Origin of the sequence: Pollutimonas thiosulfatoxidans, from assembly GCF_004022565.1 — a bacterium.
GTDB lineage: Bacteria > Pseudomonadota > Gammaproteobacteria > Burkholderiales > Burkholderiaceae_B > Pusillimonas_D > Pusillimonas_D thiosulfatoxidans.
Map to the genome: position 1 here is coordinate 1,909,726 of NZ_CP022987.1, position 14,444 is coordinate 1,924,169.

Below are 14,444 nucleotides of genomic sequence, written 5' to 3' on the forward strand. Positions count from 1 at the left end.
ATCAGTCGGCAGAGGCGGGACGCCATTGCCTGACCTGCTCGTCCGTCGGCTGGACGCTGGCGCCATCTGCGTAATGGAAATCCGTCATGATGCCCTTGCCATCCTTGATGGCCAGCTTGCCAACATAGGCACCCATGGTCGACTGGTGATCGATGGCGCGGTAGGTAATGGGACCAAAGGGGGTGTCCAGTTGCAAGCCCTTGAATGCCTGCACCAGCGGTTCAGTATCCGTCGTGCCCGCCTTGGCAATACCAGCCGCCAATGACAGTATGGTGTTGTAGCCAACGACCGTACCCAGGCGCGGATAGTCGTTGAAGCGCTCCTGGTAGGCCTTCAGGAAAGCATCGTGCTCGGGTGTGTCGATGGCATACCAGGGGTAGCCGGTAACCACCCAGCCCACCGGAGTCTCTTTACCCAAGGGGTCAAGATACTCCGGCTCGCCAGTCAATAGGCTGACCACAGACAGGTCTTCGAAGAAATTGCGCTGCGTGCCGGCGCGCACGAACTTGGCCAGATCAGTAGCGAACAACACGTTGAACATGGCGTCCGGCTTGGCGTCGGCCAGCGCCTGCACCACGTTGCCGGCGTCAATCTTGCCCAGCGGCGTGGCTTGCTCGGCCACGAACTCAACGTCCGGCTGCGCCTGCTTCAGCAGGGTCTTGAACGTGGCTACGGCTGACTGGCCATACTCGTAATTGGGATAGACGATCGCCCAACGCTTCTTGTTCATCTGGACAGCAGCGGGAATCAACATGGCGACCTGCATGTAGGTCGAGTTGCGCAGGCGGAAGGTGTAGTGGTTGCCCTCTTCCCACACGATTTTGTCCGTGAGGGGTTCGCTGGCCAGGAAGAACCGCTTCTGATGTTTGGCGAAGTCCGTGACAGCCAGGCCGATATGCGACAGGAAGGTGCCCGTCAGTACGTCGACCTTCTCGCGCGTGAGCAGCTCCTGAGCGGCTCGCACGGCATCGCCCGGGTTGGAGTTGTCGTCGGCAATAATCAGTTGCAGCTGCTTCCCGTTGACACCGCCCGCAGCGTTGATCTGCTCTACGGCCAGCTCCATGCCTTTCTTGTAGGGGCCGAGAAATGCAGGCTGGGTTTTGTAGCTGTTCAACTCACCGATTTTGATGACATCCTGCGCCAGCGTGCCGGTGTTCGAGAGCATCAGCGCAGCGGCGCTTAAGAGATACACAATAGACCTGGGGGAAAACATAAGAGAGTCCTGTACTGAGCAGAGCAGAAGAAAGAACGCAATAAATTGTACGCAATAACGGGCAGCACGAAAGGAATAAGCAATTACACTAGTGCGGTCCTGATTTTTATGCCCTACCCATGCGCGACCTGAGCCTTCTGTTTATTGTAGCCAGCCTGTGTTTGCTGACGCTTAGCCGATGCCTGCTGGCGGCGTGGCAGTACCCGCGCGTGAAGCAGGCAGGCGGCATGGTACCCATACTGCGTGGGGGCCTGCGCATCGACGCCAACCAGATCGCCATCATTGTCGGCATACCCCTGATGCTTGCGCCCTGGATCGGCCATTGGCCGATAGCCGTCGAGGTCACGGGCTGGTGGTTCCAGTTTGCGTGGTTCCTGTTGGTGCTGCTCGAGGTATCGACGCCTCAGTTTATCTACGAGTACGACACCCGGCCCAATCGCCTGTATGTCGAATATCTGAAGCACCCCCGCGAAGTCTTCGGCATGCTATGGAAAGGCTACAAGCTCATGATTGTGGCTGCCGTGTTGGGGCTTGGGGCCGCGCTCTGGGCGGGCGCCGTCTTGTTCGGACAAGGGCAGCCCGACACGCTGATGGTGTGGTGGCAACGCATCGCCTTCACCCTGATTGTCGCGGTACTGGTCTTTCTGGCCATACGAGGCACCCTGGGACATCGGCCCATCAATCCGTCCACGGTCGCCTACTGCGGCGACAGCATGCTGAACACCTTGCCGCTCAATTCCCTCTACAGCGTGGCCTACGCCATCTACAGCATGAAGAACGAGCGGTCCGCGGCCGATGTCTATGGTCACATGCCCGCCCAAGAGATGCACGATATCGTCAGGAAAGGCGCCGGGCTGCAACCCGGGCCGGACGACATACCCACGCTACATAGCCATGTGCCGACCTCCACGCGTGCCCGCCCGCTTAATGTCGTGATGATCGTGGAAGAAAGCCTGGGCGCCCAGTTCGTAGGAAACTTAGGCGGTGCCGCGCTGACCCCCTGCCTTGATGCCTTGGCCGCTACGGCATGGAACTTCACACGGGCCTATGCCACCGGCACCCGCTCCGTGCGTGGGTTGGAAGCCGTCGTCGCCGGCTTTCCGCCCACCATATCGGATGCGGCCTTGCGCTTGTCGGGCGCGCAAAGCAACTTCTTCACCCTGGCGCAGGTATTGAAGCAGCAGGGCTACCGCTCGCGTTTCATCTACGGCGGGGAAGCGCATTTCGACAACATGAAAAGCTTCTTTCTGGGCAATGGTTTCGATGAGCTTTACGACCTGCCCACATTCCGGAACCCCGCTTTCGTGGGCACCTGGGGCGCCAGCGATGAAGACATGTTCAACCAGTTGCACAGCCTGCTGGACGAAGCTGGCGATCAGCCCACCTTTACCTTGGCCTTTTCCGTCAGCAACCACTCGCCCTGGGAATATCCAGCGGGGCGTATCGACCCGGATGGCGATCCGGCCACAGTGGAAAACACCGTCCGATACGCCGACTGGGCCATTGGTCAGTTTTTCGATCGGGCGCGCAAGTCAGACTACTGGAAAGACACGCTCTTCCTGGTTGTTGCCGACCATGATTCGCGCGTCGGCGGGGCCAGCCTGGTGCCTTTGCGGCATTTCCACATACCGGCCTTGATCGTCGGCGCAGACGTCGTGCCGCGACGCGACGACAGGTTGATCAGCCAGATCGACCTGCCGACCACGCTGCTTTCCCTGATGGGGCTCGCCTGCGATCACCCCATGATAGGACATGACCTGACGGGCGAAGGCGGCGGAAGAGCGATGATGCAATACAGCGAAAACTATGGGTACTTGAAGAACGACGCCCTGGTGGTGCTTGAACCGCACCGCGATGCCACGCAATATCAGTACACCGCGCCGGCAAGCTATACGCCCATGGCGCTCGACCCGGCGCTGGCCCGTGAGGCGCTGGCTCATGTCTTATGGCCCAACCATGTTTATCAGAACCAGGCTTATACCTTGCCGGAACTACGCACGCCGGCACGATACAATACTGACAACTAACTGAAAGAGACATGCTGATGGAGCTGCTGCTAGACCCGACGATGTGGGTCGGCTTGCTGACACTGGTCGTCCTGGAAATCGTCCTGGGCATCGACAACCTGATTTTCATCGCCATACTGGCCGACAAGCTCCCGCCCGCGCAGCGTGATCGCGCACGCGTCATTGGCCTGTCGCTTGCGTTGATCATGCGACTGGGCTTGCTGTCCGTCATCTCGTGGCTGTTCCAGCTGACGCAACCGCTGTTCTCGCTGGGGGCCATGGCCTTCTCGGGGCGCGACCTGATCCTGATCGCAGGCGGGTTCTTTCTGGTGCTGAAAGCCACGATGGAAATGCACGAGCGCGTCGAGAGCAAGGCGGAAAAGGCCTCAGGCTCGCACATCTATGCCAGCTTCTGGGTAATTGTGACGCAGATCGTGGTGTTGGATGCCGTGTTCTCGCTGGATGCTGTGATTACCGCCGTCGGCATGGTCGATCACCTGGAAGTCATGATGGCCGCCGTCATCATTGCCATGGGTGTCATGCTGGTCGCTTCGCGCCCGCTGACCCGCTTCGTCAACGCGCATCCCACGGTCGTGATCCTGTGCCTGGGATTCCTGCTGATGATAGGCTTTGCGCTGATCGCCGAAGGGTTTGGCTTCAAAGTGCCCAAAGGCTACCTGTACGCGGCCATCGGTTTTTCCGTCGTCATCGAATCCCTTAACCAGCTTGCCCGCCGCAACCGGGCCAGCCGCCAGGCGCAGCGTCCAATGCGCGAACGCACGGCCGAGGGCATACTGCGCATGCTGGGCAAGCGGCAACACGATGAAGGCGAGCCCGCGGCTGACCCGCACGCCCAGATTGAAGAAGCACCCTTCGGTGCCGAAGAGCGCAACATGGTCAGCGGCGTACTGCGTCTGGCCGATCGCAATGTGCGCTCCATCATGACACCGCGCAATGATGTTACCTGGATCAATCTGGACGACGACGCGCAAACCTTGCGCAAGCAAGTCAGCCAATCACCCCATGGCTTCTTTCCCGTCTGCCGCGGTTCGCTGGACGACATTGTCGGTACCGCACGTTCCAAGGACATCATCGCAGAACTGCTGCGGCAAGGGCGCCTGGACGAGCGCAAGCTGCGTCCCCCCATATTGGTACACGACACCATCGGCATCCTGGACCTGATGAATACGCTTAAGTCGGCGCGTGGACAACTCGTGCTGGTTATCGACGAGTTCGGGACAGTGGAAGGCCTGGTAACGCCGATCGACGTTTTTGAGGCCATCGCGGGCGACTTCCCCGATGAAGACGAGGCACCGGACATCATTGCCGACGGCAACGACCGCTGGATCGTTGATGGCGCTGCCGACCTGCACCAATTTGAACAAACGCTGGAGACCGAAGGCCTGACGGACGATACGGACGAATACAGCACGTTGGCCGGCTATATGCTGCGCCGGTTTGGACGCCTTCCCGAGGTCGGCGAGGCCCTGAGCTTCGAGCGGCCCGAGGCCAATTATCGATTTCAGGTCTTGCAACTGAAAGGCCGGCGCATCGCCAAGGTCCTGGTGCAACGGACCTTACCCGATGGACCACTGGAAGCGCCAGACGCAGCGTAAGACTTTGTGCTATATTAGCTGGCTTGGCAGTAATTCGGGGCGTAGCGCAGCCTGGTAGCGCATCTGGTTTGGGACCAGAGGGTCGAAGGTTCGAATCCTTTCGCCCCGACCAATACATCAAGGGCTTACAAGACTATGTCTTGTAAGCCCTTGTCTTATTGGGGCTGGACAATCAGCTCGAAAGTGACCAGCACCGCGTTGGCGCCACGCTGCAAGCGCCCCTGGGCAATAGGGCCGGTATGGTCGACCAGATGGATGTCGATATCGGCACGCAACTGACCGTCGTTACCTTGCGAGACAACACCGCGCTCTATGAAGACCTCGGTCACAAACGGGTCCACCCGGCGGCCATCATCAAAAACCGCCCCCACCAAGCTGCCCACGCCCCCGCGTAATACGGCCTCGCGTATCCCGCGACGCGCGCAGATTTCTTCGATGGCTGTGCACAGGTCTTCGTTAGGGGCGATACGGACCGCCAATGCCGGCATTGCTTGCGCGGCCGCAGGCAATGCGCCGGATTGCACCGGCTGAAACAAGGAAAAATTGGTCTCGGCATCGGGCAGCACGGCAAAGTCGGCACCCCGCATCAGCCACGCCGATGCCTCAACGCTGGCACTGATGAGGGCGTCATTGGGCAAGACATGCCCGCAACCCTGCCTGCCATCGGCCTCATTCCATAATGCATGGCAATGCAGCCAGGGCGCGTCGCCCCGCCGCCCAAACGTGATGCAGCCACCGGCCAGCGTGGCCTCACCCTCGGGATCATGACGGCCGCTGAAATACACCGCATGGTCGGGCGATGAAGACAAGGCCGGCATCACAAAGGAAAAAGGATGGAAGGCGCCCCGATGCAAAGTCAGGACGGCGCTGCCTGCTTCGTGATCGCCCAGCACATCGGCCAGCGCGTCCAGCAAGCTGCGTCCTGCCGGCAAACGCAGCGACACAGCCTCGATGCCCACATCAACGACAGTGCTGCGCTGCTGCCCAACCGGGCCGGGATGCTTAATGTGCCGCACGACGCGCTCCGTCTTTGCTGGCTGCGGCCGGCGCAGCAGACGCAAGCACCACGCCGCGCCGCTCGAGCTCGTCCTTTACCAGCCTTTTCGGTACCTTTCCGTAAGCCGATTTAGGCAGCGCATCCCAAAACACCACTTTGCGGGGCAGCTTGTATTTGGCGATGCGTTCGGCCATCCAGGCCAGCAACTCGGCTTCCGACACCTGGTGTCCGGCATAACAAACGCAGACGGCTATCCCGACCTCGCCCCATTTGGGGTCCGGTACACCGACAATCGCCACCTCGGAAATAGCTTCGTGGGTCAGTATCTTCTCTTCTATCTCGCGAGGATAGATATTGGAGCCGCCCGAGATATACATATCGGAAGCCCGGCCGGTAATGTACAGATAGCCTTCGGCATCCCGGTAGCCCAGGTCGCCGGTACGGAACCAGCCATTGCGAAAGGCCTGGGCATTGGCGTCGGGATTGTTGTAATACCCGGCAAAAACGGCAGGGCCGATCACGCAAAGCTCGCCGGTCTGGCCATTGCCCAGCTCGTTGCCCTCGTCGTCTTGCACCGATACCTGCATGCCCGTGCGTTCGTAGCCACAGGTGCCCGGGCGCCCGTCTGCTTCGTGCTCATGGGCAGGCAGCACCGTGATATTACCGGTGACTTCGCCCAGGCCGTAATACTGCACCAGCACCTTGCCCAGGCAGGCCAAGGCCCGCTTCTGGTCTTCAGCATACATGGGAGCTCCTGCGTAGATCACATAGCGCAAACTGGAGTGATCGCGCTGCTGTGCCGCCGGGTGCTCGACCATGAGCTTCAATACGGTGGGCACGGTAAACATATTGCTTAGTCGGTGCCGTTCGATCAGTTCGAACGCCTCGTCCACATCGAACCTTTCGGTGGACAACAACACGGTCTGCCCGCCCCTGGCGATCATGTTCAACTGATGCACCCCCGCGCCATGCGACAAGGGGGCCACCACCAAGGAGCCATCCCTCTCGGTGCTGCCTGGCAGTAAATCGCACAAGTGATTGGTAATCACAAAAGCCATTTGTCCGTGAGTGAGCACAGCGGCCTTGGGTCGGCCTGTCGTACCCGACGTGAAGAACAGCCAGCAGGCGGCGTCGGACTCGACCGGAGCGTCTTCCATGTGTGTGCCGAGCCGCTCTTGCAGTAGATCCGCCAGCAAGGGGTAGTCGGCAGCGGCCGCTTGCTCGCCCACCAGCCACAGGATGTCCGTATCTGGCCGGGCAGCCTTCACCGCAGCGGCGTGTTCCGGGAAGTCGGTCTGGCACAACAGCACACGCGGCTGTGCAACGTCAGCCATGTAGACGATCTCGTCGGGCATGATCCGGAAGTTGGTGGGCACCCACACGGCACCCAACCTGAAGCAAGCCAGCATGGACTCGAGCATCTCGTTGCTGTTCTTGCTATGCACCAGTACGGCCGACTTTGGTGCCACCCCTTTTGCCGCCAGCACCGATGCAAGCGCCGAGACGCGAGCATCAAGCTCGGTCCAGCTCCAGGTTTGCTCGCGCCAGACGAGAGCAGGCCGGTTGGGCAAGCGACGCGCATTCTGTGTCAGCCAATATGCCAGGTTCATCACCCGACGCGACACCGGGCTTTGCTCGATTACGCTCACCTGACCCGCTCCAGAATGGAAACGTAGTTGGCCACCGCCGCGCCGCCCATGTTGAACACCCCTGCCAGGGAGGCGCCCGGCACCTGCATGTCGCCGGCCTCTTGCATCAGCTGCATGGCAGCCATGACATGCATGGAAATGCCGGTGGCGCCCAATGGGTGCCCCTTGGCTTTCAGCCCGCCTGACACGTTCACAGGCAGCCGCCCGTCTTTGGCGGTAATGCCTTCGCGTATGGCCTTCCAGCCTTCCCCCGGCTTGGCCAGGCCCATGGCTTCGTACTCGATCATTTCGGCAATGGTGAAGCAGTCGTGCGTTTCGACCAGGCTAAGATCGTGCAAGCTCGCCCCGGCGTCTGACAGCGCTTGCTGCCATGCACGGCGAGCGCCCTCGAATGCGATCGGATCGCGTCGCGACAACGGCATGATGTCATTAACATGACTGCGTGCCCGAAAGCGTATGGCACGCGCCAGGCCGGCCGCGGTCTCTTCGTCGGTCACCACCAAAGCCGCAGCGCCGTCCGAGACCATAGAGCAATCGGTACGACGCAGTGGTCCAACGACGATAGGATTCTTGTCAGACACGGTATTGCAGAAATCGAAACCGACATCTTTGCGCACATGCGCGTAGGGGTTGGCCATGCCGTTTTGATGGTTCTTGGCTGCAATCATGGCCATCTCGGCGCTGTGATCGCCGTAGCGTTCGAAATAGGCTTGCGCAATCTGCGCGAAAATCCCCGCAAAACCGGCGGGGTTCTCTTCTTCCTTTCGATAGCAGCCACTGAGGAGCACTTCGCCGACTTCGCGCGCAGGTATTGCCGTCATCTTTTCGGCGCCTATCGCCAAAGCGACACGCCCGCGCCCGCTCTCGATGAAATCCATGGCGCGATACAGGGCGGCGGTGCCAGTGGCGCACGCGTTTTCAACGTGGACGGCAGGGGTGAAACGCAAGGCCGGTTCGCCCAGCGCCACCAAGGCGCCTTCGAAGCCTTGAGGCGTCAGCCCGTTGTTGTAGACCCCCACCGTTATCATGTCGACGTCTTGCGGACCGAGCTGGGCGTGGTCCAGGGCGCCACGCGATACGCGGGCGATAAGGCTCTCGATATCGGGGTCGTCCAGCTTGCCAAATGGGGTATGGGCCCAGCCGACTATCACTGCGCGCTTGTGCATTACTTTGTATCTCCAGGCTGGCGCCCCTGACGGGCGTCTTTTATCCATTGATCTACCATGACCCGCAACTCGCGGCGTATAACCTTGCCGGTTGTGGTCATGGGCAATTCTTCCACGAAGAAGACTTCGCGTGGGTACTCGTGAGCCGCCAGTCGCTGCTTCACATGCTCCTGGATCTCGAGCTTGAGCGCATCGCTTCCTGTTCGGCCGTCCTGCAACACCACAATGGCAACGACGATTTCGGTGCGCTGGGCATCCGGCGCGCCCACGACAGCAACCATTTTGACAGCCGGGTGCTGCAATATGCTGTCTTCGATTTCTCCGGGGCCTATCCGATACCCGGCCGAGGTGATCACGTCGTCGTTGCGGCCGACAAAGTGCACATAGCCCTGTTCGTCCATACTGCCGGTATCGCCGGTAAGCAGCCATTCGCCCAGGTGCTTTTCCTTAGTCGCCTTGTCGTTGTTCCAATACTGCAGGAACATCACCGGATCGGGGCTACGCACGGCAATATTGCCCGTTCGGCCTGTTGCCATCGCCTTGCCGGTGTCGTCGATAATGGCCACATGGTGTCCCGGCACGGGCCGCCCGATAGCGCCCGGCATGGCCGGAAACACCTCGGCGCAAGAGGACACCGTCATGTTGCATTCGGTTTGGCCGTAGAACTCATTAATGGTCAGACCGAAGCTGCGCTGACCCCAATCGAGCAGCTCGGCGCCCAGCGATTCGCCACCGCTGGCCACGGAACGCAATCGATAGTTCCAGCGCTTTTGCGGATCGGGTACGGTGCGCATCATCTTCAGGGCCGTCGGCGGCAAAAACGTATTGCGTATCTGGAAATCCTGCAAAAACTGAAAGGCGGCTTCGGGCGTGAACTTCTGGAATCGATGCGCAACGACCGCGACGCCATGATGCCAGGCCGGCAGCAGCACATCGAACAAGCCGCCTATCCAGGCCCAGTCCGCCGGCGTCCACATGCGGTCATCGTCCTGGGGGAACAAGTTATGAGAGATCTCAACGCCCGGCAAATGTCCCAGCAACACACGCTGCGCATGCAGGGCACCTTTGGGTTGGCCAGTCGTGCCCGAGGTATAAATAATGACGGCCGGGTCGTCGGCAGCCGTGTCGAAAGGAACGAAGTCCGTGCTGTGATGGCGCATATCGCGATGCAGGTCCGCAGCGCCATGCTGCTCGCCGTCTATGCAGTACACCGACTGCAATGCCGGCAAGGAATCGCGGATCCCGGCAATTTTTGCGGCTCCTTCGGCATTGGTAATAACCAGCCTTGCCCCGCTGTCTTGCAGGCGAAAGCGCAAGGCCTCAGCGCCGAACAAGGTAAATAACGGAATAGCAATACAGCCTGCCTTGTAGGCCGCAATATGTGCAATGGCCGTCTCGGGGGCCTGGGGCAGGAGTATGCCTATACGCTCGCCAGGCTCCAGGCCGATAGCGCGGAACAGGTTGGCCACCTGGTTAGATGACTGATGAATCTGGCCGAAGCTATAGTGTTGCACCCCGCCATCCTGACCCACATGAATCAGCGCCAGCCGATCAGTATCTTGCTCTGCCCACTTGGCACAAGCGTCCACGCCGATGTTGTAGCGCAGCGGTATGTTCCAGTTGAAACGGCTGTTGATATCTTCATAACTGCTCGGCGACTGTGGCAACATGGACTGAACCTCGATCATCGGTCGTGTGGTGTCGATATAGTAACGCCGGCGCAAAGGCCCCCGCAGTGCCAATTCAACGGGAAAACCCTGATCAATTTTCTCCGCAATCCGTCAACAGGGTCTCTATACTCGTTTCACATTGAAATTGCTATGAGGTCCCGCATGCTACAGACACTGGATTTCCTGAAAAAGATGGCCGACCCCTATGGCGAGGCCATAGCTCTGGACGACGTCGACAGCGAAATCAGCCATAACGAACTGACCACCGCTGTGAATGCGCTTGCCGTCGCACTGCAAGCCAATGATCCGACCCCAGGGTCGCGTGTCATCCTGTGTGCCGAGAATTGCCCCGAGTACCTGGTCAGCGTCATGGCCATCCTGGCGGCCGGGAAGATCCTGGTGCCGTTGGGCGTGCGAGGCAGTCCGCAGGAGATGTTCGACATCCTTAATGCCACCTACCCCACCTCGGTCATTGTTGATGATGCCGGCAGCGAGGTTATCCCCTGCCATGACGACATGAAGATAAATTTCAACCAGTTCCCCGGCTTGGTACTTACCTACCGTGGGCAAGAGCCGCTGCGCTTCGGCCCGGAACAGGCCCCGGCGGACACCACTCTATAATACGCACGCTTTTTTTTCGTGCGCCACCATCTTTTGCACGCACACACTAACCTTATCAACGGAGCGGACCATGTCCCCAAACACACTAGATGACCTCGGTAAACTCGTTTTAAGACTTTCCCTGGGCGTGTTCTTGTTAATGCACGGTCTGTCCAAACTGATGAATGGCATCTCCGGCATAGAAGGCATGGTCGTTGCCGCCGGCATGCCTGCCTTCTTTGCCTGGGCGGTTTATTTGGGCGAAGTCGTGGCGCCCATATTGATCATCCTGGGCATCTATACCCGACTGGGTGGCTGGCTGGTGGTTGCCAATATGGTGGTGGCAATTGCCCTGGCGCATAGCAGCCAGATTTTCCAACTGGCCAGTTCAGGCGCATGGCAACTGGAACACCAAGGTTTGCTGCTGTTTGGTGGCTTGGCCATCGCGCTACTGGGTGCCGGCCGATACGCCATAGGCGCGCGCGGCGGCCGTTGGAACTAAACCGGGTTGGCGCGGGCTTGCTGCCCGCGCACCACTACGGTGCCATGGCCTTCAGGAACTCGCTGGGCGTCATGTGCAGGTTCCGGCGGAACATGGCCGTAAAGGCGCTTTGCGTCTGGTAGCCCAGATCGAGCGCAATACTCAGCACCTGGCGGCCTTCGGCCAGCCATTCAAGGGCGGTCAGCAGCTTTGCCTGCTGGCGCCATTGCACGAACGACATACCCAGTTCGCTCATGAACAGGCGATGGAGCGTACGCTGGTCGTAGCCGAGATCTTTTGCCCACTCGTGCAGGGTTTTCATGTCGTCCAGATGCTCCTGGATATGCGTGCAAATGGTTGCCAGGCGATGATCACGCGGCGTGGGTAAGTGCAGCGGCAGGCCGCAGTCCTGGCTGACTTCTTCCAGCAACAGATCCATTAGCAGACGGGTGCGGCGGCTGCGGGCATCGCTTGGGCTTGACGTGGCAACCGCTGCGATAAGCTCGCGAAACAACGGTGTAACCGGCAGCAGGCAACTGCGCGTGGGCAAGCCATGCGAATACTCGGGGTTGACAAAAACAGAACGCAGCTGGACCTTACCCAGCATACGGACGCGGTGTCTTACCTTGGGTGCCAGCCACAAGGCGCGCGTGGGCGGGACTACCCAATGGCCGTCTGTACTGGCAATAACCATGACGCCGCTGAGCGCAAACTTAAGTTGGCCCATGTCGTGCATATGGTCGGACAGAATGGTGGAATCAGCGAAATCACGGCTTAGGCTTCCGCCCAGCACGCCGGTGCGCTCCAGCACGCCGCTGTTTGATAGCGACTCCATGACGAATCGACCTCCCCCTAAACCACAATGGCCGTACAACACATAATGATCAAGATGACCGCGCGATCCGCTACGGTGTTTCATGCCTTGATTCTAGTCAGAGCAAAAGTTATATCCATGAAGGAAAACCCCAGTAGCAAGTTTTGACGAACGCCTGCCCCACACAGGCGTACGTCTCTTGCTTTTTTATGGCGCCATCACGGTGGTCAGTACACACCCGTAAACTGCTTCAGCACGTCGGGGTTTTCCAGCGTGGAGACGTCCTGGGTGACCTCGTTGCCCTCGGCTACCACACGCAACAAACGGCGCATGATCTTGCCTGATCGAGTCTTGGGCAAGTTGTTGCCAAAGCGGATGTCGCGCGGTTTTGCTATGGGACCAACCTGGTTGGCAACCCAATCGCGCAACTGCGCTGCGATGGCTTCGGCCTTGTCGCCTTCGGGAACCGGATCTTTAAGCATGATGAAAGCCACGATGGCCTCGCCCGTTGTCGCGTCGGGACGACCGACGACGGCTGCCTCGGCAACCAGATCGTGTGCCACCAATGCCGATTCGATTTCGGTGCCACCCAGACGGTGACCCGATATGCTGAGCACATCGTCCGTACGGCCCAGTATCCAGTAATAACCGTCAGCATCGCGCTGGGCGTTGTCGCCCGCCAGGTAATAGCCTTTGAGTTCTGGCGGGAAGTAGCCGGACTTGAACCGTTCTTCGTCGCCCCAGACTGCGCGTATCATGGCCGGCCATGGCTTCTTGATGACCAGGAAGCCGCCGCGTCCTTCAGCGACCTCGTTGCCCAGCTCGTCGACCACACCCGTGCTGATACCCGGCAGTGGCAAGGTGCAGGAACCCGGCTTGAGCGGCGTGGCTCCTGGTAGCGGAGCCAGGATGTGCCCGCCCGTTTCCGTCTGCCACCAGGTGTCCACGATGGGACACTTGCCGTTACCCACGTTGTTGTAATACCAGATCCAGGCTTCCGGGTTGATCGGTTCGCCGACAGATCCCAACAAGCGCAGGCTGGAAAGATCGTAGCGCTGGGGGTGAGTGGCCGGGTCGGCTTGCGCCGCCTTGATGAGCGAACGGATGGCGGTGGGCGCTGTGTAGAAAATGCTGACCTTGTGCCGCTGGATCATGTCCCAGAAGCGTCCCGCGTTCGGGTAGGTGGGAACACCTTCGAAGACAATCTGCGTCAGTCCGGCGGCGAGCGTGCCGTAGGCGATGTAGGAATGACCGGTTACCCAGCCTACGTCTGCGGTGCACCAGAACACATCGTCCGGACGGGTGTCGAACACCCATTCCGTGGTGAGCTTGGCCCACAGCAGATAGCCCGCTGACGAGTGCTGCACGCCCTTAGGTTTACCCGTGGAGCCCGACGTATAAAGTACGAACAGAGGATGCTCGGCGGACACCGTAACGGCCTCGCAGACATCCGGCTGCCCTGCTTCGATGTCGTGCAGCCAGACGTCGCGCTCGTTGTTCCAGGCCACCTGCGTGCCGGCGCGGCGATACACCACCACTTTACGGACGATGTCGCCACCCTCGTCGGCCAGGGCTTCATCGACCGCGGACTTGAGCGGAATAGCCCGTCCGCCCCGCATCTGGGCATCGGCCGTTACAAGCAGCGTGGCGCCCACGTCGACGACCCGCTGATGCAAGCTTTTTGCCGAGAATCCGCCAAAAACAACAGAGTGCGTAATGCCCAGTCGGGCGCAGGCCTGCATGGTGGCGATGGCTTCGATGGACATCGGCAGATAGATGATGGCCCTGTCTGCCTTCGTATAACCCAAGGCCTTGAAACCATTGGCGATACGGCAGACGCGGGCATGCAACTGCCGATAGGTCGCTTTCTCGACCTTGCCGTCGTCGGCTTCGAAGATGATGGCGGTCTTATCGGCATTGCCGTTTTCCAGGTGGACGTCCAGGCAGTTCTCGGAGACGTTCAGTTCGCCATCCTCGAACCAGGTATAGAACGGCGCATTGGACTCATCGAGAACTTTGGTAAATGGCTTGCGCCACTTCAGGTGTTCCTGGGCATGGCGAGCCCAGAAACCATCGTGGTCGCGCTCTGCCTCATCGCAAAGAGCCTTGTAACTTTCCATACCCGAAACCGTGGCGCCCGCGACAATTTTGCGCGCAGGAGGAAACACACGGCTTTCAATAAGAATGGAATCTATGGTGGACGACATAACTAGTACTCCTAACTTCTACAAG

The 14,444-nt window shown here is 59.8% G+C and carries 11 protein-coding genes and 1 tRNA gene; 5 read left to right on the forward strand and 7 right to left on the reverse strand.

Translation table 11 applies throughout. The features are described 5' to 3' along the window. Window position 1 precedes the first annotated feature (1 nt). Window positions 2-1,165, reverse strand: a complete 1,164-nt coding sequence (locus CKA81_RS09190; RefSeq protein ID WP_128356712.1) for an ABC transporter substrate-binding protein — start codon at window positions 1,163-1,165, stop codon at window positions 2-4. A 167-nt stretch (window positions 1,166-1,332) separates the two neighbouring features. Here CKA81_RS09190 and CKA81_RS09195 point away from each other — a divergent pair, with 167 nt between their 5' ends. From CKA81_RS09195 to CKA81_RS09205, 3 genes are all read left to right on the forward strand, one after another. After that, window positions 1,333-3,240, forward strand: a complete 1,908-nt coding sequence (locus tag CKA81_RS09195) for an LTA synthase family protein (protein WP_128354990.1) — start codon at window positions 1,333-1,335, stop codon at window positions 3,238-3,240. 17 nt (window positions 3,241-3,257) lie between these two features. Then, window positions 3,258-4,835, forward strand: a complete 1,578-nt coding sequence (locus CKA81_RS09200; protein ID WP_128354991.1) for a TerC family protein — start codon at window positions 3,258-3,260, stop codon at window positions 4,833-4,835. 35 nt (window positions 4,836-4,870) lie between these two features. Continuing rightward, a tRNA-Pro gene (locus CKA81_RS09205) sits at window positions 4,871-4,947 on the forward strand. 43 nt (window positions 4,948-4,990) lie between these two features. Here the strand turns inward: CKA81_RS09205 and CKA81_RS09210 are convergent. Genes CKA81_RS09210 through CKA81_RS09225 form a run of 4 tightly spaced genes read right to left on the reverse strand, consistent with a single transcriptional unit; the run spans window position 4,991 to window position 10,317 of the window. Then, a complete protein-coding gene (locus CKA81_RS09210; RefSeq protein ID WP_128354992.1) occupies window positions 4,991-5,851 on the reverse strand; it encodes a PCC domain-containing protein in 861 nt (286 codons plus the stop codon). After that, window positions 5,838-7,481, reverse strand: coding sequence for an acyl-CoA synthetase (locus CKA81_RS09215; RefSeq protein ID WP_228255690.1), 1,644 nt, complete (start codon window positions 7,479-7,481; stop codon window positions 5,838-5,840). The genes CKA81_RS09210 and CKA81_RS09215 overlap by 14 nt, the downstream gene beginning before the upstream one ends. Next, window positions 7,478-8,647 (reverse strand): acetyl-CoA acetyltransferase, encoded by a 1,170-nt coding sequence (locus CKA81_RS09220; protein ID WP_128354993.1) that lies wholly within the window; start codon window positions 8,645-8,647, stop codon window positions 7,478-7,480. The genes CKA81_RS09215 and CKA81_RS09220 overlap by 4 nt, the downstream gene beginning before the upstream one ends. Next, a complete protein-coding gene (locus tag CKA81_RS09225) occupies window positions 8,647-10,317 on the reverse strand; it encodes an acyl-CoA synthetase (protein ID WP_128354994.1) in 1,671 nt (556 codons plus the stop codon). Before CKA81_RS09225 ends, CKA81_RS09220 begins: the two co-directional genes overlap by 1 nt. A 162-nt stretch (window positions 10,318-10,479) precedes the next feature. Here CKA81_RS09225 and CKA81_RS09230 point away from each other — a divergent pair, with 162 nt between their 5' ends. After that, a complete protein-coding gene (locus CKA81_RS09230; protein ID WP_164878372.1) occupies window positions 10,480-10,938 on the forward strand; it encodes an AMP-binding protein in 459 nt (152 codons plus the stop codon). 70 nt (window positions 10,939-11,008) lie between these two features. Then, on the forward strand, window positions 11,009-11,419 hold the full coding sequence (locus CKA81_RS09235; RefSeq protein ID WP_128354996.1) for a DoxX family protein: 411 nt from the start codon (window positions 11,009-11,011) through the stop codon (window positions 11,417-11,419). Between the two features lie 34 nt (window positions 11,420-11,453). Here the strand turns inward: CKA81_RS09235 and CKA81_RS09240 are convergent, their stop codons facing one another. Further along, complete coding sequence (locus tag CKA81_RS09240) at window positions 11,454-12,317, reverse strand: AraC family transcriptional regulator (RefSeq protein WP_128354997.1); 864 nt, start codon at window positions 12,315-12,317, stop codon at window positions 11,454-11,456. A 122-nt stretch (window positions 12,318-12,439) separates the two neighbouring features. Beyond that, window positions 12,440-14,419 (reverse strand): acetate--CoA ligase, encoded by a 1,980-nt coding sequence (gene acs / locus CKA81_RS09245; protein WP_128354998.1) that lies wholly within the window; start codon window positions 14,417-14,419, stop codon window positions 12,440-12,442. Window positions 14,420-14,444 lie beyond the last annotated feature (25 nt).